20 protein-coding genes are annotated in these 19,157 nt (G+C 73.9%); 5 read left to right on the top strand and 15 right to left on the bottom strand.

From position 1 onward, the window contains the following. Positions 1 to 12: 12 nt before the first annotated feature. Positions 13 to 4,749, bottom strand: coding sequence for an ATP-dependent helicase (locus DEJ34_RS14705; RefSeq protein WP_110910649.1), 4,737 nt, complete (start codon positions 4,747 to 4,749; stop codon positions 13 to 15). A gap of 142 nt (positions 4,750 to 4,891) precedes the next feature. Here DEJ34_RS14705 and DEJ34_RS14700 point away from each other — a divergent pair, with 142 nt between their 5' ends. After that, positions 4,892 to 5,566, top strand: coding sequence for a PadR family transcriptional regulator (locus DEJ34_RS14700; protein WP_258368146.1), 675 nt, complete (start codon positions 4,892 to 4,894; stop codon positions 5,564 to 5,566). A gap of 14 nt (positions 5,567 to 5,580) precedes the next feature. Here DEJ34_RS14700 and DEJ34_RS14695 read toward each other — a convergent pair whose 3' ends face one another. Then, positions 5,581 to 6,198, bottom strand: a complete 618-nt coding sequence (locus tag DEJ34_RS14695) for an alpha/beta hydrolase (RefSeq protein WP_110824285.1) — start codon at positions 6,196 to 6,198, stop codon at positions 5,581 to 5,583. Positions 6,199 to 6,272: 74 nt separating this feature from the next. Between DEJ34_RS14695 and DEJ34_RS14690 the strand changes: the two genes are divergently transcribed. Further along, a complete protein-coding gene (locus DEJ34_RS14690; protein ID WP_110824284.1) occupies positions 6,273 to 6,827 on the top strand; it encodes an NUDIX hydrolase family protein in 555 nt (184 codons plus the stop codon). A gap of 79 nt (positions 6,828 to 6,906) precedes the next feature. Here the strand turns inward: DEJ34_RS14690 and DEJ34_RS14685 are convergent, their stop codons facing one another. Then, positions 6,907 to 7,107 carry a CsbD family protein gene (locus tag DEJ34_RS14685; RefSeq protein ID WP_110824283.1) on the bottom strand — a complete coding sequence of 67 codons (201 nt, stop codon included), beginning with the start codon at positions 7,105 to 7,107 and terminating at the stop codon, positions 6,907 to 6,909. 116 nt (positions 7,108 to 7,223) lie between these two features. After that, positions 7,224 to 8,870, bottom strand: a complete 1,647-nt coding sequence (locus DEJ34_RS14680) for a DEAD/DEAH box helicase (protein WP_110910537.1) — start codon at positions 8,868 to 8,870, stop codon at positions 7,224 to 7,226. Between the two features lie 361 nt (positions 8,871 to 9,231). On the opposite strand from DEJ34_RS14680, the gene DEJ34_RS14675 reads away from it, so the two are divergent. Beyond that, positions 9,232 to 10,104 (top strand): endo alpha-1,4 polygalactosaminidase, encoded by an 873-nt coding sequence (locus DEJ34_RS14675; RefSeq protein ID WP_258368145.1) that lies wholly within the window; start codon positions 9,232 to 9,234, stop codon positions 10,102 to 10,104. A gap of 97 nt (positions 10,105 to 10,201) precedes the next feature. Here DEJ34_RS14675 and DEJ34_RS14670 read toward each other — a convergent pair whose 3' ends face one another. The 4 genes from DEJ34_RS14670 to DEJ34_RS14655 form a co-directional block, all read right to left on the bottom strand. Beyond that, positions 10,202 to 10,561, bottom strand: coding sequence for a GntR family transcriptional regulator (locus tag DEJ34_RS14670; protein ID WP_110900469.1), 360 nt, complete (start codon positions 10,559 to 10,561; stop codon positions 10,202 to 10,204). Between the two features lie 10 nt (positions 10,562 to 10,571). Further along, positions 10,572 to 11,204: a DUF1684 domain-containing protein gene (locus DEJ34_RS14665; RefSeq protein WP_110900391.1), complete on the bottom strand. Its 633-nt coding sequence runs from the start codon at positions 11,202 to 11,204 to the stop codon at positions 10,572 to 10,574. Positions 11,205 to 11,274: 70 nt separating this feature from the next. Next, positions 11,275 to 11,748 carry a hypothetical protein gene (locus DEJ34_RS14660; RefSeq protein WP_110900392.1) on the bottom strand — a complete coding sequence of 158 codons (474 nt, stop codon included), beginning with the start codon at positions 11,746 to 11,748 and terminating at the stop codon, positions 11,275 to 11,277. Positions 11,749 to 11,863: 115 nt separating this feature from the next. Then, complete coding sequence (locus DEJ34_RS14655) at positions 11,864 to 12,496, bottom strand: GNAT family N-acetyltransferase (RefSeq protein ID WP_110910536.1); 633 nt, start codon at positions 12,494 to 12,496, stop codon at positions 11,864 to 11,866. Between the two features lie 95 nt (positions 12,497 to 12,591). Between DEJ34_RS14655 and DEJ34_RS14650 the strand changes: the two genes are divergently transcribed. Both DEJ34_RS14650 and DEJ34_RS14645 read left to right on the top strand, forming a co-directional pair. Beyond that, positions 12,592 to 13,218, top strand: a complete 627-nt coding sequence (locus DEJ34_RS14650; RefSeq protein WP_110910535.1) for a hypothetical protein — start codon at positions 12,592 to 12,594, stop codon at positions 13,216 to 13,218. Between the two features lie 49 nt (positions 13,219 to 13,267). Beyond that, positions 13,268 to 13,567 carry a DUF427 domain-containing protein gene (locus DEJ34_RS14645; protein WP_110824277.1) on the top strand — a complete coding sequence of 100 codons (300 nt, stop codon included), beginning with the start codon at positions 13,268 to 13,270 and terminating at the stop codon, positions 13,565 to 13,567. A 12-nt stretch (positions 13,568 to 13,579) separates the two neighbouring features. On the opposite strand, the gene DEJ34_RS14640 is transcribed toward DEJ34_RS14645, so the two are convergent. From DEJ34_RS14640 to DEJ34_RS14610, 7 genes are all read right to left on the bottom strand, one after another. Continuing rightward, a complete protein-coding gene (locus DEJ34_RS14640; RefSeq protein ID WP_110910534.1) occupies positions 13,580 to 14,830 on the bottom strand; it encodes an Nramp family divalent metal transporter in 1,251 nt (416 codons plus the stop codon). A 123-nt stretch (positions 14,831 to 14,953) separates the two neighbouring features. Next, a complete protein-coding gene (locus tag DEJ34_RS14635) occupies positions 14,954 to 15,649 on the bottom strand; it encodes a CGNR zinc finger domain-containing protein (RefSeq protein WP_110824275.1) in 696 nt (231 codons plus the stop codon). Positions 15,650 to 15,658: 9 nt separating this feature from the next. Continuing rightward, positions 15,659 to 16,177, bottom strand: a complete 519-nt coding sequence (locus tag DEJ34_RS14630; RefSeq protein ID WP_258368142.1) for a SprT-like domain-containing protein — start codon at positions 16,175 to 16,177, stop codon at positions 15,659 to 15,661. Next, positions 16,174 to 17,007 (bottom strand): hypothetical protein, encoded by an 834-nt coding sequence (locus DEJ34_RS14625; protein WP_110824274.1) that lies wholly within the window; start codon positions 17,005 to 17,007, stop codon positions 16,174 to 16,176. The genes DEJ34_RS14630 and DEJ34_RS14625 overlap by 4 nt, the downstream gene beginning before the upstream one ends. A 112-nt stretch (positions 17,008 to 17,119) precedes the next feature. Next, entirely contained in the window at positions 17,120 to 17,830 is a 711-nt protein-coding gene (locus DEJ34_RS14620) for a DUF4064 domain-containing protein (protein ID WP_110910533.1), read from the bottom strand. 96 nt (positions 17,831 to 17,926) lie between these two features. Continuing rightward, positions 17,927 to 18,769, bottom strand: a complete 843-nt coding sequence (locus tag DEJ34_RS14615; RefSeq protein WP_110910532.1) for a spermidine synthase — start codon at positions 18,767 to 18,769, stop codon at positions 17,927 to 17,929. Next, a complete protein-coding gene (locus tag DEJ34_RS14610; RefSeq protein WP_110824271.1) occupies positions 18,762 to 19,136 on the bottom strand; it encodes a hypothetical protein in 375 nt (124 codons plus the stop codon). The genes DEJ34_RS14615 and DEJ34_RS14610 overlap by 8 nt, the downstream gene beginning before the upstream one ends. Between the last annotated feature and the right edge of the window lie 21 nt (positions 19,137 to 19,157).

The raw sequence follows: 19,157 nt of genomic DNA, 5'->3' as shown, positions 1-19,157 counted from the left end.
GGCCTGATCCACTCAGGCACGGAGTCGCAGTCCCTGCGGGGTGGCGGTGAAGCCCGCCCTGCGGAGCGCCGTGCCGAGCGCCGACTCGAGGACGAACTCCCCGTCGACCCGCTCCACCGACAGCTTGCCGAGCCCGGACCGCACGGTGGCCGCGATCGACGTCGCCGCCGACGCGAGGTCGGCCGGGTCCTCGGTGAAGGTCAGCACGCTCTTGCCGCCGCGTTCGACGTAGACGGCGAGCTGGCCGTCGACGAGCACGACGAGCGCGCCCGCCTTGCGGCCGGGTCGGTGCCCCCGTCCGGTCTTGGTGGGCGGGGTGGTGGTCGCCGGGGACGTGCCCGCGGCCTCCGTGCCGGTCGAGCCGTCGGCGTCCTCGTCAGCGGCGTCGTGCGGCCACGGCAACGCCGCCCCGTAGGGGTTGGCCGGATCGGTGGCGGCGAGGGTGAGCGCCTCTCGCGTGCGGTCCGGGTCGGCCCGCTCCTCGTCGTCCAGGTCCTTCGCGTACGTGCGGAGCCGGTCGACGGTCGGCCCGGTGGCGAACTGCGCCGCTCCGAGCCCCTCGACGAAGTACCCGCGTCGGGCGCGGCCGGACTCCTCGAACTTCGCGAGCACCCGGTAGACCCCGGCGAAGCCGCCCCGGACGCCCTCGACCTGCACGGCCCCGCGGGTGACGACGCCGTAGCGCTCGAGCAGGAGCTCGGCGGTCGCCGCGGCCCGGACGGTCGCGTCGGGTTCGGCGAGCGGCAGGAGCGACCAGCGGCCGCCGACGTTCGGCGGTCCGGACTGGGTCGGCAGCGTCGGCCGACGACGCCCGCGGTACGCCCGGGCCCGGGGCGCGGCGGACGTGCGCGCCGCGCCGCCGAGCATCGCCCGGAGCGGTGCGAAGGTGTCGTTCGTGATCTGTCCGGCCCAGACGAGGTCCCACAGCGCGGTCGTCAGCGCCTTGTCGTCGGTGCTCCCGACGGCCTGGCCGAGCTGGCGGAAGAAGTAGGCGCCACCGCCGGCGAGGGCACCGAGCACGTCCCGCTGCAGCTCGGTCGTCTCGTCCCCGGCGGCCTCGGCCAGGGTCGTCGCCGCGGTGTCGGCGAGGTGCAGGCGCACCCAGCCGTCGTTGCCGGGCAGGGTCCCGCCGCCGGACCAGAGGACCTCGCCCGTGGCGGTCAGCTCGTCGAGCATGCTCGGGGCGTAGTCGGACACCCGGGCAGGCAGCACGAGGGACTCCCATGAACTGGCGGGCAGGGCGACACCGGAGAGTTGGTCGACGACCTGCAGCACGCCGTCGATCCCGCGCAGCCCACCGCGGGTGCCGGGGACGCGGACGTGCTGCCACGCCGGCATGAACCGGGCGAGCGTGTCCGGGGACACCGGCTCGACCTCGTGCCGGAGCGCCGCGAGCGACTTCGTGCGGATGCGTCGGAGCACCTCGGAGTCGCACCACTCGGCGCCCTGTCGGTCCGGTCGGAACTCGCCCTCGACCAGCCGTCGGTCGGCGACCAGGCGACGCAGCGTGTCCTGCACGACCGCGACACCGAGACCGAGCCGACCGGCTGCCTCCTGCAGACTGAAGGGTCCGTGGCTGCGGGCGTACCGACCGACGAGGTCCCCGAGCGGGTCCGCGACCGGTTCGACGAACGCGGTCGGGACACCGATCGGCAGCGGGACGCCCAGCGCATCGCGAAGCCGGGACGCGTCCTCGATGACGGCCCACCGGGTGGCGCCGGCGTGCGAGAAGGTCAGGACCCGGCGGTCGTGCTCGAGCCCCTCGAGTGCCGTGCGCAGGGTGGTGCCCGCCTCGGTCCGGTCGGGGGCGTCCGCGAGCCAGCTGCGGTCGAGCAGCTCCTCGAGGTCGAGCGCGCCGACGAGCCGCAGGACGTCGACCATGCCCTCCACGTCCCGCGCCCGGCGGTCCGGGGAGAGCCGCTGCAGGTCGCGCTCGACGCCCTCGATGACCGCGGGGTCGAGGAGCTCACGCAGCTCTGCCCGACCGAGCAACTCGCTGAGCAGCGTCGAGTCGAGCGACAGGGCGGCAGCGCGACGTTCGGCGAGCGGGGAGTCGCCCTCGTACATGAAGGCGGCGACGTAGCCGAACAGGAGCGTCCGGGCGAACGGTGACGGCTGCTCGGTCTCGCTCTCGACGAGCCGGATGCGCCGTCGGGCGATCTCGTCCGCGATCCCGAGCAGGGACGGGACGTCGTACACGTCCTGCAGGACCTCGCGCACGGTCTCGAGCAGGATCGGGAACGTCGGGTACTTCTGGGCGACCTCGAGCAGCTGGGACGCCCGCTGGCGCTGCTGCCAGAGCGGCGAGCGGCGGCCGGGGTCGCGGCGGGGGAGCAGGAGCGCCCGGGCGGCGCACTCGCGGAACCGGGCGGCGAACAGCGCGGACCCGCCGACCTCGTCGGTGACGATCGCCTCGAGGTCGTCGCGGTCGAAGACGAACAGGTCCGCTCCGGGAGGCTCGGCGTCGGTCTCCGGGATCCGCACCACCATGCCGTCGTCGGCGGCCATCGCCCCGCCGTCGATCCCGTGCCGCTCCCGCAGGCGGGCCGCGACCGCGAGGGCCCACGGCGCGTGCACGGTCATGCCGTACGGGGAGTGCAGGATGAGGCGCCAGTCGCCGAGTTCGTCGCGGAAGCGCTCGACGACGAGCGTCGTGTCGCTCGGCACGTGGCCGGTGGCGGCGCGCTGGTCGCGGAGGAAGGTGATGAGGTTCGTGACCGCGCGGTCGTCGAGTCCGACGCCCGCCACCCGCGCGCGGGCGTCCTCGTCCGAGGCGGACTCGACCTCGCGCACGAAGGCACCGGTCGCGCGGCCGAGCTCCGCCGGTCGGCCCAGGCCGTCGCCCTTCCAGAACGGCACGCGGCCGGGCTGCCCGAACGCCGGACTGACCAGGACGCGGTCGTGGGTGATCTCCTCGATCCGCCAACTCGTGGCCCCGAGCGCGAAGACGTCGCCCACGCGGGACTCGTAGACCATCTCCTCGTCGAGCTCCCCGACGCGGGAGGCCCGCTCCCCGACCATGAAGACGCCGAACATCCCGCGGTCGGGGATGGTCCCGCCGCTCGTGACGGCGAGTCGCTGAGCACCGGGACGACCGGTCAGGGTGCCGTGCACGCGGTCCCAGACCAGGCGCGGGCGCAGCTCGGCGAACTCGTCGCTCGGGTACCGTCCGGTGACGAGGTCGAGCGTCGCGTCGAAGGCCGAGCGGGGCAGGCCGCTGAACGGGGCGCTGCGCCGGACCAGGTCGAACCAGTGCTCGACGTCGACGGTGTCGACCGCTCCGGCGGCGACGGTGTGCTGCGCGAGGACGTCGAGCGGGTTCGCGGGGACCGAGATCGACTCGATCTGCCCGCTGACCATCCGCTCGACGGCAACGGCGCTGTTGACGAGGTCGGCCCGGTGCTTCGGGAAGAGCACACCGCGGGAGATCTCGCCGACCTGGTGCCCGGCGCGGCCGACGCGCTGCAGGCCGCTCGCGACCGACGGCGGTGCCTCGACCTGGATGACGAGGTCGACCTCGCCCATGTCGATGCCGAGTTCGAGCGAGCTGGTGGCGACCACGCAGCGCAGCCGCCCGGACTTCAGGTCGTCCTCGATGATCGCGCGCTGGTCCTTGGACACCGAGCCGTGGTGGGCGCGGGCGAGCACCGGCACGCTCGGGTCCGAGCCGCCGCCCTCGGTCTGTCCGGATCCGCCGACGAGCTGGGCCGGGGGGCGCTTCGGCTGGGCCACCGGCGCGTGCGCAGACGCCCGCCCCGGGGACTGCGCGACCGCCACGGCGCCGACGCCGGCGGCCACGGGCTCGGCCACCTCCGTCGTCGCGAGCGCCCGTTCCTCGTGGATCTCGTTGAGCCGGGCGGTCAGGCGTTCGGCGAGTCGTCGGGAGTTGGCGAAGACGATCGTCGACCGGTGCTGCTCGATGAGGTCGACCACGGACTCCTCGACGTGCGGCCAGATCGATCCGTTCGTCGGGCTGGAGGTCGCGTCCGCCCCGACCGGTGGGGCGCCGAGCTCGGTCATGTCGTCGACGGGGACGACCACGCGGAGGTCGAACGTCTTCTGCGCGGGCGGCGCGATGATCTGCACCGGCGCACGACCACCGAGGAAGCGGGCGACCTCCTCCGCCGGACGCACGGTCGCGGACAGGCCGATGCGCTGTACGGGCTTCTCGAGCAGGTCGTCGAGGCGCTCGAGCGAGACGGCGAGGTGGGCGCCGCGCTTCGACGACGCGACCGCGTGCACCTCGTCGACGATGACGGTGTCGACGTTGACGAGCGTCTCGCGGGCCTTCGACGTGAGCATGAGGTACAGCGACTCGGGCGTCGTGATGAGGATGTCCGGCGGCAGCCGCAGGAGCTTCTGCCGGTCGGACGAGGGGGTGTCCCCGCTCCGGACCCCGACCGTGACGTCCGGGGGTTCCAGGCCCATCCGCTTGGCGGTCTGGGTGATGCCGACCAGCGGGCTCCGGAGGTTGCGCTCGACGTCGACTCCGAGGGCCTTCAGCGGGGACACGTAGAGCACCCGGGTCCGCTGCTTCGCCGGCGGGGTGTCGGTCGAGGCGATGAGCCGGTCGATCGACCAGAGGAACGAGGCCAGCGTCTTGCCGGAGCCGGTCGGGGCGATGACGAGCGCGTGCTGTCCGGTCGAGATGGCGTCCCACGCCCCGGCTTGCGCTGCCGTCGGTTCGCGGAAGGCACCCCGGAACCACTCGGCGGTGGCGGGGGAGAAGCGCTCGAAGACGTCCGTCATGGTCAGGTCCATCCTGCTCCTCACCACCGACAGCGTCCTGATGCGGGCGTTGCTTGACAGAACGAACAGTACCGATCTATCGTTACAGCATCACGACCGGTACGAACCTGGTCGTGGACCATCCTCCACGAAAGGAGTCGTCATGCACTCCATGGACGACCACACCAGCACCACGTCCCCCCGCGGCCCCTTCGGTCGCGGGCCCCGCGGACCCCGCTTCGGCGGCGCCCGCCAGCACCACGGCGTCGGGTTCCCGGGCCGTGACCACGACTCCGCCGGCCGTGGCGGTCGCGGCTCCGGTCCGGGCTTCGGCGGACCCGGCTTCGGCGGACCCGGGTTCGGCCCGGGCTTCGGCGGCGGCTTCGGCCCCGGTCGCGAGCGCCGCCGTCGCGGCGACGTCCGGCTCGCCGTCCTCGGCCTCCTCGGCGAGGGCCCGCAGAACGGGTACGCCGTCATCAAGACCATCGCCGAGCGCACCGGCGGCGCATGGAAGCCGAGCCCCGGTTCGGTCTACCCGACGCTCCAGCAGCTCGTCGACGAAGAGCTCGTCGTCTCGACGGGCGACGGCCGCAAGACGCTCTTCGAACTCACCGACGCCGGACGCGCCGAGGTCGAGGCGAAGGCCGACGAGATCGCCGCCGCGTGGGAGTCCACGCCCGGCATCCCCGACTCGCAGCGGGCGTTCGTCGAGTCCCTCCGCAGGGCGATGGGCGTGCTGCACATGTACCGGACCACCGCCACGGAGGCGCAACTCACCGCCGCCACCGCGAAGGTCGACCAGCTGCGCCGGGACCTCCTCCAGATCCTCGCGGACTGACCGTCCGTCCCGGCTCAGTCGCCGATGAACGCCGCGACGTCCGCCAGCTCCGCCGCGGAGACCGCGTGCGGCAGACCCGGGTAGCTCCGATCGGTCACCCGGGTGTGTGCGGCCGCCCACGCGCTGGTCCTGGCGGTGGCCTCGGCGGGGATGACCGTGTCGGCGTCCCCGTGTCCGAGGAACACCCGTGGTCGGACGGCGGCCAGCCGGTCGTCACGACCGTCGTCGACACCGGGGACCACGAAGCCGGACAGCGAGACGGCGAACGCGAACGCCTCCGGTCGCGTGCGCAGGAGCTGCAGGGCCATCGACCCGCCCTGCGAGAAGCCGAGCAGACCGATCCGCGGGTGGTCGGCCGCGACGGCGTCGATCCAGTCGAGCACGGCGGTCGCGGACGCGTCGGCGGCGGCGGGGTCCGGTGACCCGGGCGTCCCGAGCGGGTACCAGCTGAAGCCGGGCCCCCACGGGTCCGGTGCCCGGAGCGCTGCCACCGTCCACGCCGCGGGCAGGGCCGGTGCCAGACCGAGCAGGTCGTGCTCGTGGGACCCGACCCCGTGCAGGGCGACGAGGAGCGGGGTCCCGACGCGGTCCGCTGCCGATCGGGTCCACTGCACGACGTCCGCATCCACCATGGGGACAACGGTATCCGTCCACCGCCGTGCTCCTCCGGCACCGGATTCGCCGCCTGGCCTGGTAGGAACGGTGCATGGCCTCGCTCCGCACCCCCGACCCCGACCCCGACTCCGGCTCCGGCTGGCTGTCGGACGAGGAACTCGCGACCGTCCGCCGTCGCATGCCCATCACCTACGTGGAGGCCGTCCCGGTGCGCACCGACGGCCTCGGAGTCGTCACGGAGGTCGGCGTGCTGCTGCGCGTGTCCCCGAGCGGATCGATCGCCCGGACGCTCGTCTCCGGTCGCGTGATGTACGGCGAGTCGATCCGCACCGCGCTGTTCCGTCACCTCGAGAAGGACCTCGGGCCGATGGCGTTCCCGCAGCTGCCGCCCAGCCCGAACCCCTTCACGGTCGCGGAGTACTTCCCGCTGCCCGGCGCCTCGGTGTTCACGGACGAGCGGCAGCACGCGATCTCGCTCGCCTACGTCGTGCCGGTCACCGGGACCTGCGAACCCCGGCAGGACGCCCTCGAACTGACCTGGATGAGTCCGATGGAGGCCGCGTCCGACGCCGTCGCAGACGAGATGGAGGGCGGTCGCGGTGCGCTGCTCCGTGCCGGTCTCGCCTCGGTGGGCGCCCTGCACTAACGGCGTCCCCCGCACACGACGAAGCCCCCGGATCCGATCGGATCCGGGGGCTTCGCAGCGCGGTACGGGACCGGCTTCGTTACTTGTCGTTCTTGAAGGAGTCGGCGACGCCGTGTGCAGCGTCCTTCACGTCGGTGACGCCCTGCTTGGCCGAGGCCTTGCCCTGGTCGGTCTGACCTTCGGCCTTCAGGCGGTCGTTGTCGGTGGCGTTGCCGAAGCCTTCCTTGGCCTTGCCGGCCGCCTTCTCAGCGGCGTTCTTGATGTCTTCGATCCCAGCCATACGTGCTCCTTCCGACGACGGACGATTCCCCGGTGGACGCTCGCGCATCCGCCGGTGACCAGTACCGTACGCGGCGACACCGGGCCGCTCGGAGGAGACGTTGAGGTTGGACCGGGTCAGCGACCGCTGCCGGCCGGACGGGAGGCGCGGCGGGACCCACCACGACGGGCTGCGGGCGCAGCGTCGTCACGCGGGGACCGACCGGCGGCGTAGCCGCCGTCCGACGACCACACCGACGCGGAACCGCCGCGGGTGGTGTCGGAAGCGGCGCGGCGCGGTGCGCCACGGCGCTGGCCGGAGGCGGCACCGCCGGTCGACGCGCCACGGCGGTCGTCGCGACCGGCCGCGTCGGACCGACCACCACGACGGGAACCCGAACCAGCCGTGTCGGTGCCGGCAGCGGAGCGCCCGGCGGAGGACGAGCCTCCCGACCGGCCGCCAGTGCCACCGACGGGGGCGCCACGACCACGCGAGCGGCCACGACCCTGGCCGGCGGCGTCACCGGAGGACTGGCGACGCGGCTGCTGCTGCTGGACCACGGGGGTGGTGTCCTCGCGGTACGGGGCGACCTCGCCGACGAGCTCGGTCACGGCCGGGGAGGTCGCGGTCACCTGCTGCGGGGTGACCTTGATCGCTGCGGCGCGCATCATCTGCGCGACGTCACGACGCTCGGCGGGCATCGCCACCGTGACGACGTCACCCGAAGAACCGGCACGGGCGGTGCGGCCGGAACGGTGCAGGTACGCCTTGTGCTCGGTGGGCGGGTCGACGTGCACGACGAGCTCGACGGCGTCGACGTGCACACCGCGGGCGGCGACGTCGGTGGCCACGAGGACGAGTGCGTCGCCGGAGGAGAACCGGGCGAGGTTCCGCTCACGGGCACCCTGCGACAGGTTGCCCTGCAGGTCGACGGCCGGGATGCCCTGGCTCGACAGCTGCTTGGCCAGGCGCTTGGCGTGGTGCTTCGTGCGCATGAAGAGGATGCGGCGGCCGGTGCCGGAGGCGAGGGCCTTGACGAGGTCCTTCTTCGCGTCGGCGTCGGCGACCTCGAACAGGTGGTGGGTCATCGCCTCGACCGGGCTGGTCTCGTCGTCGACGGAGTGCATCACCGGGTCGTGCAGGAACTTCTTGACGAGCTTGTCCACGCCGTTGTCGAGCGTGGCGGAGAACAGGAGGCGCTGGCCCTTGACCGGCGTCGCCTGCATGATCTTGGTCACACCGGGCAGGAAGCCCATGTCGGCCATGTGGTCGGCCTCGTCGAGGACGGTGACCTCGATGGCGTCCAGGTGCACGTGGCCCTGCTGCATCAGGTCGGCGAGGCGACCCGGGCAGGCCACGACGATGTCGACGCCGCGGTTGAGCGCCTCGACCTGACGGCCCTGGCCGACGCCACCGAAGATGGTCGTGGTGTTGAGGCCCATCGCCTTGGCGAGGGGGGCGAGCGTCGCGTCGATCTGGGTCGCGAGCTCACGGGTCGGGGCGAGCACGAGGGCACGGGGGCGACCGGCGCGGCGCTGGCGGGGTGCGGCGGCGAGACGGGCGGCGAGGGGGATCGCGAACGCGATCGTCTTGCCGGAGCCGGTGCGGCCACGGCCGAGCACGTCCTTGCCCTTGAGCGAGTCCGGGAGCGTGTCGACCTGGATCGGGAAGGCGTTCTCCTTGCCCTGGCCGACGAGGACGTCGACCATCGGGGCGGGGACACCGAGGTCGGCGAACCGGACGTCGGCGGTGTGGGGGTCCTGTGTGGTGTTCTGGGTGGTCATGGTGACCTCTCGGGCCGTTGCCGGCCGGGAAGGCGCGCGGTCGAGGCCGGCGCGGGCGGGAGCGCACCCGTGAGCGGTCCGTGTCCCGGAGGAGACGGCGCTGGTGGACGGGTGCTGTCGCCGCAGCAGAGAGCCTGGCACCGGTTCCGTCTTCCCGGACGGGTTCCGGGAGGAGGGGAGGTGCGCGATACATCGGTGTCGGTTCCGCGTGTGAGCCGCTGGGGCTCGGTGCGGGACACCGGGAGTTTCGGGGGCGTCCGTACGACGCACGAGGCGATCGGCGCCTCGAGTGGTCCCAGCATAGCGGGCCGGGGACCCGGAGCGGGAGGGGGCGTTCGCGATGAGCGTGCGAGGATGCCTCGTGCGCACCCGGATCCCCGTCGTCATGGCCGCCCTCGTGACCCTCGTCACCCTCGCCTCGGCGGGCTGTGCGGGCGCGGGCGGCGAGACCGCGCTGGCGGGTGGTGCCACCGCGCACGCCGACGGGTCCGCCGCTGCGGCTCCCCGGCCGCTCCCGACGACCGGCATCCCCGACTACCAGCTCGGCGGCGGGTACGCCCCGCCCGCCGGCGTCACCGTCGTCGCACGGGACAGCACCGAGCGACCGGCAGCCGACACGTACGGCATCTGCTACGTCAACGGCTTCCAGACCCAGCCCGGTGACCGCGGTTCCTGGCTGTCCGACCACCCGGGAGCGGTCCTCCGGACGGCGGCCGGCACCCCCGTGCGCGATCCGGGGTGGCCGGACGAGATGCTGCTCGACACCCGGACGGCAGCGGCGCGCGCGACCATCACCGCGGTCCTCGGGCGGACGATCGCCCGGTGCGCGGACCGTGGGTTCGACGCCGTCGAGTTCGACAACCTCGACTCCTGGACCCGGTCCGGCGGCAGGCTCACCCGCTCCGGCAACCTCGCGCTCGCCGCCGCGCTCGTCCGGGCGGCGCACGACGAGGGTCTGGCCGCCGCGCAGAAGAACACCCCGCAGCTCGGCACGGTCGGGCAGCAGCGCACCGGGTTCGACTTCGCGGTGGCCGAGGAGTGCGTGCAGTACGACGAGTGCGCCGCCTACACGGACGTGTACGGCGACCGCGTGGTGGACGTCGAGTACGCGGACACGCTGGAGCAGGACTGGTCGGACGTGTGTGCGATGCCGGACCGCCCACGCATGACGATCCTCCGCGACCGGGACCTCGTGCCGGCCGGCGACGACGGGTACGTCTTCGAGCACTGCTGAGCGTCGCGCCGCGGGCACCGATCGCACTCGGCGACGGGACACGCGCCTCCCGGTACGAGCGGTGTCGCCCGGCGCGGAGTCGGCGCGCTCCGGACCGCTACGCCGGCCAGGCGTCCCGCAGCGCGGCGGCCGCCTGGTCCGCCGACAGGCCGGCCTCGCGCGCAGCAGTCACGAGCGCGGCCGCCGCGGCGGTGACGCTCTCCGGCACCTCGGCCGGTCGCACCACGCGTGTGCCGGCGCCTCGCGCGGTGTGCACGAGCCCGGCCTCCTCGAGCAGCTGGTAGGCCTTGGCGACCGTGCCGGCTGCGAGCCCGAGCTCGGCGGCGAGCCCGCGGACGCTCGGCAGCCGCTCGCCGTCCACGAGGTAGCCGGCGGTGATCTGCGCGGCGAGCTGCGACCGCACCTGTTCGAAGGGCGGCACGCGGCCGCCGGCGTCGATCGCGACGAATCCCGACATGCGGTCCACCCTAGGAGCCGTACCGCTCGCCGACCGGGATCGCCACGGGCACGGTGTTGCCGGGCGGCGCGAGCGGGCACGCCCACGCCGGGTCGTACGCGCACGACGGGTTGTACGCGAAGTTGAAGTCGAGCACGAGCTCCCCGTCGACGCCGCCGAGGTCCGCGCCCTTGATGGTGTCGAGCAGGTAGCGGCCGCCGCCGTAGGTCCCGCCGGGCTTCCCGGCACCGGCGTCCTTCACCGGGACGAACAGCCCGCCCGCGTAGCCGCCGTGCGACCACACGTCGAGCGTGCCGACGCCGGGGACCTCCACGACGCCGAGGCGGTCGAAGTGCACGACGCCGTCGGTGCCGGTCTCGACGTCGAGCGACTGCGGGGCCGCCTCCTCGATGCGGAGCCGGAAGCGCCACGCGGGGTCGTAGTCGGGGACGGGGAGGGACGAGAACGCGGCTGCGTCCTCGGGGAGGAGCGGGCTCGCGGGGTGTCCGGCGAACATGGCGTCGCGACCCTCGCGCCACAGCGCGTGTGCGGCCTCGGGGGTCGCGGCGGCCCGCGCCCGCCGGTACAGGTCGAAGGTCCGACGCCGCCAGTCGACGGTGGCGAGGGTGCTTCGGACGCGGTCGGCGGTCTCCGTCTGGGTCACGTCGCCGAGCGTACGCCCGGCCGGTGACGCCGCTCCGGGCCTGGAGGCGCGGTCGCGGGGTCTGCTCGGGTCACGCCCGCCAGGTGGGCGCGAGGGCCCGCATCCGGAACGCCCGCCACTGCCAGATGACCCACATACCGGGCCAGAGCGCCACTCCGAGGAGCGCCGGCCGGGTCCGGTAGGTCAGCCGGTCGCGGAACAGCGTGCGCCCGCCCGGCAGCGCGGAGACGGCCATCCGGTGGCGCATGTCCATCCGGGCGAACAGCCCGCTCGTGCCGCCGCCGCGGTCGACCTGCACGGGGACGCCCTCGGTCTCGTGCAGGTCGATGTCGACGTGGCTCGAGCCGCTCGGGAGGACACCGAACGTCGACGCGCTGATCGGGTGCGGGTCGTGCGGTGTCCAGTGCTCGGGGAACCCGTCGGGGTCGAGCGACCGGTAGACCAGGAACGGCTTCGTGACGGCGACCATGACGGACGGCCGGAGGAGGGCGTCCCGGACGGCGTCCACGGGTGCGTCCAGTTCGATGCGGAGTCCGACGTGCATGGGGCGGACGCTACCCGGGCGTGCTGGGGTGCCGTCGCGCGGGCACGGGCGCGGGCACGGGCACGGGCGCGGGCACGGCACGGCGTCGGCGGCGGGAGGGCCACCGCCGGGACCGTCAGGCGTGCCGGGCGGAGCGGCGGCGCGACCCTTCTGCGCGGTCATGGCTGCGCAGACGTTCAGCGAGGGAGAGCCGGACGGTCGGCCACTCGGACTGGATGACCGAGAACACCACGGTGTCGCGGAGGCTGCCGTCGCGGCCGAGGGCGTGGTTCCGGAGCACCCCGTCCTGCTTCGCGCCGAGGCCCGCGATGGCGGCGCGGGACCGGGTGTTGTGCCAGTGCGTCCGGAACTCGACCGCGATGCACTGCCACACGTCGAAGGCGTGCGAGAGCATGAGCAGCTTCGCCTCGGTGTTGATGCCGGTGCGCTGGGCGGAGGCGCCGAGGAACGTCGCACCGATCTCGACCCGGCGGTTGTCCCGGTCGATGTCGAGGAACGTGGTGGCGCCGACGACCCGTCCGGTGGGGCGGTCCCGCACGGCGAACGGCACCATCCGACCGGCGGCCTGCTCGGCGAGTCGCCGGTCGACCTCCTCGTCGACCCCCGCCGGCGCGGGCACGCGGGTGTACCAGGCGCGCCAGAGGTCGCCGTCCGCGACGGCCGCCCGCAGGTCGTCCGCGTGCTCGTGCGACAGGGGCTCGAGCGTGACGCGGTCGCCGGTGAGGGTGGGCGCGGGGTCGGTCTCCATGGCAGGGGATCGTACCGGGCACACCGGACACGGCAGCTGCGCGGGACCGCTCGGAGCGTGACCGGCCGAGGCCCCGCCGCGACTATCGTGTCGGCGTGCAGGAACGAGGACAGCAGCGGTACCAGGTGCGGTTCGGGTGGGGTGTCCCGGGAGCGGCGCGGGTCGCCGCCGACGCGCACCTGCTCGTGTGGGTGGACGTGCTCCCTGCGGCCGCCCTCCCCGACGACGTCCGCCCCGATGACGTCCGCAGCGACGACCACCGTGGTGTGCCGCTCGGGCAGCTGCCCGACGGGCCGGAGGTCGTGCTCGGCCACCTCGGCAACACCGCGGCGGTCGCCGGACGGGTGGCGCGCCTCCAGGCCGAGCGGGGCGACCGCTGCGTCGTCGCGGTGGTCGCGGCCGGCCACGTCGACGGACCCGTCGGCGGCGACGCGGCCGCCGAGGCGGGCGAGGCACCGGACGTCCGGACGGTCCCGGAGTTCGCCGTGGAGGACCTGCTCGGCGCCGGCGCGGTCGTCGACGCGCTCGTCGAGTCCGGCATCGACCACACGTCCCCGGAGGCCGCGGCGGCGTGCGCCGCCTGGACGGGCCTCCGTCGGGCGGCGAAGCACCTCGTCACGGCCTCCGAGTCCGCCGCCGTGCTCGGCGCCGAGCAGGTGCACGCGGCGCTCGCCGTGGGTCCCGACCTGGTCACGCTGCGACCGTCCACCGCACGGGCGTAGGGTCCCGGTCGGACGCCGTCGGACCGACGGCCGGAACGAGGAGGAAGTCATGCAGGCAGTGATCGGCGACACCGTCATCGCGGAGGCCCCGGAGGCGGACCTCATCCAGATCGAGGGCAACTGGTACTTCCCGCCGGCGAGCGTGAAGACCGAGCTGTTCAGCGAGAGCCCCACCCAGTACCACTGCCCGTGGAAGGGCGACACCCAGTACTGGACCGTGACGGTCGACGGGCAGGAGCACGTGGACAACGCCTGGTCCTACCCGGAGCCGATCCCGTCGTCGTTCGACCGCGTCGGCCAGGACTACAGCGGCTACGTGGCGTTCTGGAAGGACGTGCGGGTCTCCTAGCAGCCGCGCGGCTCAGCCCGTGACGGTGAGCACGATGAGCGCCACGTTGAGGGCGACGATCACCGTGGCGATGAGCCAGGCCACGACCCGGGTGCCGACGGCGTTGACGTCGGCACCCATCACGCTCCGCCGGGACGTGTAGGCGACGAGCGGCACGATCGCGAACGCGATGCCGAAGCTCAGCACGACCTGGCTGATGACGAGCAGCTGGGTGGCGTCGGCGTCGAGCGCGAGCAGGACGATCGCGGGGACGAGCGTGACGAGCCGCCGCACCACGAGCGGCACCCGCGCGCGCAGCAGCCCGTGCATGATCTCCGCGCCGGCCATGCAGCCGACCGAGGTCGACGCCAGCCCCGACGCGAGCAGTCCGATCGCGAACAGCACCCCGACGACCGGACCGACGTTCTCGGCGATGGCCCGCTGGGCCCCGGGGATCGAGTCGGTGCCGTCGACGCCCTGCAGCGTGGCGGCGGCGAGGACGAGCATGCTGATGTTCACGCCGCCGGCCACGACCAGGGCCAGGCCGACGTCCCAGCGGGTGGCGACGAGGATCCGGTGCCGTTCGGGACCGGCCGGGACGTCCCCGTGCCGGTCGCGGGCCAGGGCGGAGTGCAGGTACACGGCGTGCGGCATGACGGTCGCGCCGAGCATCGAGGCGGCGAGCAGCACGGACCCGGAGTCGGCGAACCGGGGCGCGATGCCGGCGACGAGCTCGTCGGGGGACACCTGCGCGAACAGCAGCCCGGCGCAGAACCCGATCGTGAGGACCGCGAGCATCGCCGTGACGACCGCCTCGAAGGTCCGGGCGCCCCGGCGGTTCTGCAGCAGGAGGATCGCCATCGAGACGACGCCGGTGATCAGCCCGCCGGCGACGAGGGGCACGCCGAAGAGCAGGTGCAGGGCGAGTGCGCCGCCGATGACCTCGGCCACGTCGGTCGCCGCCGCGACCACCTCGGCCTGCGCCCAGAACAGCAGGCGCGGCGTGCGGCGCATCTTCAGGCCGAGCAGTTCCGGCAGCGACTTCCCGGTGACGATGCCGAGCTTCGCCGACAGGTACTGCACCACGACCGCGCTCGCGTTGGCGGCCACGAGCACCCAGAGCAGCAGGTACCCGTACCGGGCGCCGGCGGTGAGGTTCGCGGCGACGTTGCCCGGGTCGACGTAGGCGATGGCGGCGACGAAGGCCGGTCCGAGCAGTCCGAGCCCGGCGGCACGTCGACCGGGCGGGCGCTGGCTCACGACCGGGGCGGCGGTGTCCGTCATGCGGTCAGCATGCCAGAGAGTTCGGTGCACCGAATCCAGGGTTTCGGTGCCGCGCCAGATCGGGCGGACCGCGGCCCGCTGCCGGACCCGCTGCCGGACCCGCTGCTCGCAGCTCGGTGTCGGTCAGACGCCTGCGCGGCGGGCCCGGTGCGCACGCACCTTCGCCCGGTTCCCGCAGCGCTGCATGGAGCACCAGCGTCGGGTGCCGCCGCGCGAGGAGTCGTAGAACACCAGGCCGCAGTCCGGCGCGGAGCACCGGCTGAGCCGCGCGGACCGGCCCTCGGCCTCGAGGTCGTCGAAGCCGACCTCGGTGAGCAGGGCGACGGCGTCGCGGGCGACGCTCGAGAGCGCCTGCGCGAGCCGGACGCGGTTCGCCCCGGCACGGCGTCGACCACCCGGGAGGCTCGGGGGCACGTCCGGCAGTGCGGCGAACAGGTTGACGGTGTCGATGTCGTCCGGCACGGGACGGGTGCGTCCGGTCCCGGCACGGAGGCCCGCGGCGACGGCGGTGCGCTCGCCCGCGGAGTCGGCGGCGGCGGGTGCTGCGGCGACGGCGAGGCGGGCGATCGCGGCGCGGAGCGCACGGGCGTCCTGCAGTTCGCGCGCGGTGGCGCCGACGTCGATCGGTTCGGTGTGCAGGCCGAGCCACTCGTCCAGGTCGGCCGGGGTCGCGAGCAGTTCACCGAGGTGCCCGCGCGGACGGCGCCGGTCGGGGTCGTCGGTGAACCCGCCGGTGTGCGCGAAGTCCAGGGCGATGCGTCCCGCGTCGAAGAACCACGAGGACCCGGCATCGGTCCGGATGTCCTGCCCTGTTCGCATCCGCCCAGGCTAACGGGTGTGCGGCGCGCCTCCGACACGATCTGCCGGGGCTGGGCTAGTCGTCTCCGTCGTCCCGGGCAGGCGTCGCGTCCATGCGATGACGTTCCGCTCGTCGAACCGGCGCGAGCACCGGGCGCAGGCCAGCGGGCGCGTGGGGGTCCGGTACCGGAAGTGCTCGTGTCCGGCCGGGCAGTGCCCCACCCACGGCGCCAGTTCGCTCGCGATCGGTCCGTCGTGCAGTCGCGACCCGGTGTACCCCAGGGCGCGTGCCGTCCGGCGCCACGAGGGCCCGTGGCCGGCGCGTGGCCCGCTCAGGGCGTGCGCGATCTCGTGCAGGAGGACCTGCTCGACGTCGTCGGGAGCGAACCGGACGGCGAGGTGCCGGCTCACGGTGATGCGGTGCCGGGCGAAGTCGCACTGGCCGGCTCGGGTCTTCGCGTTGTCGAACGCGAAGGTCCAGGAGCCGTCGGGCAGGTGGGCGCCCATCAGCTCGGCAGCCCGGGACCGGACGTGGTCGAGTGCGGTCACTGCTCCCCGAGCGGACCCTGGCCCTCGTCGGACCGGTCCTTCCGGGCGGACAGGCGGCCCCAGAGCGAGTCGCCCTCGGTCCGGGCGGCGTCGGGTGCACCGAGCACGCGGCGTCGGATCGGCGGGATCTGCTTCTCCGGTTCGGCCATGCGCGTCTGCGGTTCGCCCTCGGTGCGGACCGCGACCTCGCGGGCGGTCCGCGGTCGAGCGGCCTCCGGCTCCGGGGCGGGCTGCGCCATGGAGGCCCGGAGTGCGGCCTCGACGGCCGTGCGGAGCGCTTCGGTGCGCTCGGACGGTGCTCCGGCAGCGCGGAAGGCGTCGTACGCGCGGCTGAGGACGGCGCGTGCCTCCTCGAACCGGGAGAGCTCGTAGAGGGACCAGCCCTCGAGTTCGGCGGCGGCGCCCTCCAGCTCCGGCCACTCCTCGGTCGCGGCCGTGTCGCGCGCCATCGAGGCCTCGGTGGCGGCGCGCTCGTAGCGCCCGAGGTCGTGCAGGACGTGGGCGCGGCGGATGCGTGCGCCGACCTTGTCCTGGCGTTCCCCGGTGAACATCGTCAGCCGGAACACCTCCTCGGCCACGGTGAGCGACTCGTCCAGGCGGCCGAGCAGACGGAGCAGTTCGGCGCGCTCGGCGAGGGCGTCGGTGCTCCGGCTCTGGCCGAGGTCGCGCAGGCGGTCCTGCACGACCTGGACGTCGACGGCCGGGCGGAGGCTGATCGGCGCGAAGGTGCTGCCCGGGCTGACCCCGGCGGTCACCGGGGCGGCATGACGGGGCTCCCGGGCCTGGTCGGTCCGGTCGTGGTCTCGGCGTTCGTCGGGCGGGAGGGACATCACGGTCGAGGGTATCCGCGCGATCCCCTGAGGTCCCCGTGCCACGCGCACGGAACGCGCACGGCCCGCCCCGGATGCACCGGGACGGGCCGTGTCGGTCGGCGTCGAGCGGTCAGCGAGCCCCGGCGACGGCGGCGGCGATCGAGGCGCCGTAGGCGACGAAGAACGCGATGCCGGCGAGGACGGCGAGGACGATCGCCAGGACGCCCCACACCCGGCCGCGTCCCGTGGCGGTGGCGATGATGCCCTGCACGAGGGCCCAGAGCCCGATGACGAAGCCGATGCCCGCCACGACCAAGGCGCTGCCGACGGCGCCCATCACGGCGGGGTCCGACATGAGCTCCTGCGACATCTGCTGCTGGTCGACGGTGCCGGATCCGCCGCTGCGCATGAGCTCCCGGAACGACTCGCTCGCCCCGATGCCGCTGCCGAACAACCAGCCGCCGACGGCACCGAGCACGAGGGCCACGATCCCCAGGCCGAACGCCACGACCCCCAGGGTGCGCTTCCGCTTCACCGAGCCGTCGTGCGCCTGCCAGGCGGGAGCGGCGCCGTGCTGCTGGTCCCACTGCTGCGGCTGCCCGTACTGCTGCTGCCCGTGCTGCTGGTGCCCGTACTGGTCGCCGTGCTGCTGCTGCCCGTACTGCTGGTCGCCGTGCTGCTGCTGGCCCCACTGCGGCGCGGACTGCTGGCCGTACTGCTGCGTCGGCTGGTCCTCGTACCGCGGTGCCGAACCGTGCTCGGGCGTGATGCGCTCGCCGTAGCGCGGCTGGTCCTGCTCGCCGTGGCCCTGCGGGGCTGGGGTGCGATCGTCGTTGGTCATCGGCGGCCTCCTCGTGGTGTGCGGTCGCGCGCTGGCGCGGCGTGCCCCCATCCTGGCAGCGTCCGCACCGCGAGGGACGCCGTCCGCAGCCGCTGCTCAGGCGCCGAAGACGGACCGGTTCGGCTCGGGCGACCCGACGGCCGTGGTGTCGGTGACGATGGGCGCCCCCGCGATGAAGGACCGCAGCTCGTCGCCGTGCACGACCTTGCTCGGCAGCGGGTCGGAGGAGTACCGCCGCGGCATCTCCGCGATCGGCAGGGCACCGGGGGACCCGAGCAGCACGATGTTGCCGAACCGCCGGCCCTTGAGCATCCCGGTGTCCGCGACCACCGCGACGGACGGCAGCACCGACTGCAGCGTCGCTGCCTGCCCACGGGCGAAGGCCAGGCCGGCACCGTCGGCGACGTTCACCGCGACCATGCCGGTCGGGGACAGGAAGGAGGCGACCGAGCGGTAGAACTCCACGCTCGTCACGTGCGCGGGGGTGCGTGCGCCGCTGAAGACGTCGACGACGGCCAGGTCCACGGTGCCGCGGAGACCGGCCGGCAGCTTCTCGAGGACCTCGCGGGCGTCGCCGTACCGCACGCGGATCGAGGCGCCGCGGGGGAACGGCAGGGCGTCCCGCACGTGGTCGATCAGGTCCCGCTCGACCTCGATGACCTGCTGCCGCGAACCCGGTCGGGTGACCGCGACGTACCGCGGCAGGGTCAATGCGCCGGCGCCGAGGTGCAGTGCGGTGACCGGCCCCGGCGGCAGGAGGTCGATCGCGTGCCCGATCCGCCGGATGTACTCGAACGCCAGGTGTGTCGGGTCCTCGAGGTCGACGTGTGACTGCGGCGTGCCGTCGACCACCAGGGTGAACGAGCCCGGCCGGTGCTTGTCCGGCTCGACCACCGCGTACCCAGCACCGACCCGGAACCCGTCGAACGCATCAGCCATGGGTCGATGGAACACCATCGCGGCCCGCGACCTCGCGGAGGTGCTGCGCGGTCCGCTCCGTGAGGAACGCGCACAGCCGGCCGACCGCCAGGACCTCGGTGGCCAGGGTCATCACCTGCTCCGCGGAGACCTGCGCGTCGGTCTCGCGGGCCTCGAACGTCACGGTCCACTCCGGCGAGCCGCCGATCTCACGCTTCAGGTAGACCTCGGTGCCGGACGTGCCCAGCCGGGCCACGATGAGCGCGGTGTCGATGAGGGAACCGTCCCACGACACGTCGATCGCCCGTGGGTCGGCAGCGTCGCCGGCGTCGTGCGCACGGAACTCCGCGATCCAGCTGGAGAGCTCCTCGCTCGAGAGACTGGGCATGCGACCAGGATACGAACCGCA

This window comes from Curtobacterium sp. MCPF17_050, assembly GCF_003224435.2.
In the GTDB taxonomy this organism is placed as follows: domain Bacteria; phylum Actinomycetota; class Actinomycetes; order Actinomycetales; family Microbacteriaceae; genus Curtobacterium.
This window is presented reverse-complemented; position numbering and strand designations above follow the sequence as displayed.

Coding starts and splice junctions, on each gene's coding strand:
- DEJ34_RS14645 (WP_110824277.1), top strand. CDS start 13,268: ATGCAGGCAGTGATCGGCGACACCGTCATCGCGGAGGCCCCGGAGGCG.
- DEJ34_RS14660 (WP_110900392.1), bottom strand. CDS start 11,748: ATGCACGTCGGACTCCGCATCGAACTGGACGCACCCGTGGACGCCGTC.
- DEJ34_RS14705 (WP_110910649.1), bottom strand. CDS start 4,749: ATGACGGACGTCTTCGAGCGCTTCTCCCCCGCCACCGCCGAGTGGTTC.
- DEJ34_RS14655 (WP_110910536.1), bottom strand. CDS start 12,496: ATGGAGACCGACCCCGCGCCCACCCTCACCGGCGACCGCGTCACGCTC.
- DEJ34_RS14695 (WP_110824285.1), bottom strand. CDS start 6,198: ATGGTGGATGCGGACGTCGTGCAGTGGACCCGATCGGCAGCGGACCGC.
- DEJ34_RS14690 (WP_110824284.1), top strand. CDS start 6,273: ATGGCCTCGCTCCGCACCCCCGACCCCGACCCCGACTCCGGCTCCGGC.
- DEJ34_RS14635 (WP_110824275.1), bottom strand. CDS start 15,649: ATGCGAACAGGGCAGGACATCCGGACCGATGCCGGGTCCTCGTGGTTC.
- DEJ34_RS14640 (WP_110910534.1), bottom strand. CDS start 14,830: ATGACGGACACCGCCGCCCCGGTCGTGAGCCAGCGCCCGCCCGGTCGA.
- DEJ34_RS14670 (WP_110900469.1), bottom strand. CDS start 10,561: ATGTCGGGATTCGTCGCGATCGACGCCGGCGGCCGCGTGCCGCCCTTC.
- DEJ34_RS14680 (WP_110910537.1), bottom strand. CDS start 8,870: ATGACCACCCAGAACACCACACAGGACCCCCACACCGCCGACGTCCGG.
- DEJ34_RS14615 (WP_110910532.1), bottom strand. CDS start 18,769: ATGGCTGATGCGTTCGACGGGTTCCGGGTCGGTGCTGGGTACGCGGTG.
- DEJ34_RS14700 (WP_258368146.1), top strand. CDS start 4,892: ATGCACTCCATGGACGACCACACCAGCACCACGTCCCCCCGCGGCCCC.
- DEJ34_RS14610 (WP_110824271.1), bottom strand. CDS start 19,136: ATGCCCAGTCTCTCGAGCGAGGAGCTCTCCAGCTGGATCGCGGAGTTC.
- DEJ34_RS14620 (WP_110910533.1), bottom strand. CDS start 17,830: ATGACCAACGACGATCGCACCCCAGCCCCGCAGGGCCACGGCGAGCAG.
- DEJ34_RS14685 (WP_110824283.1), bottom strand. CDS start 7,107: ATGGCTGGGATCGAAGACATCAAGAACGCCGCTGAGAAGGCGGCCGGC.
- DEJ34_RS14625 (WP_110824274.1), bottom strand. CDS start 17,007: ATGTCCCTCCCGCCCGACGAACGCCGAGACCACGACCGGACCGACCAG.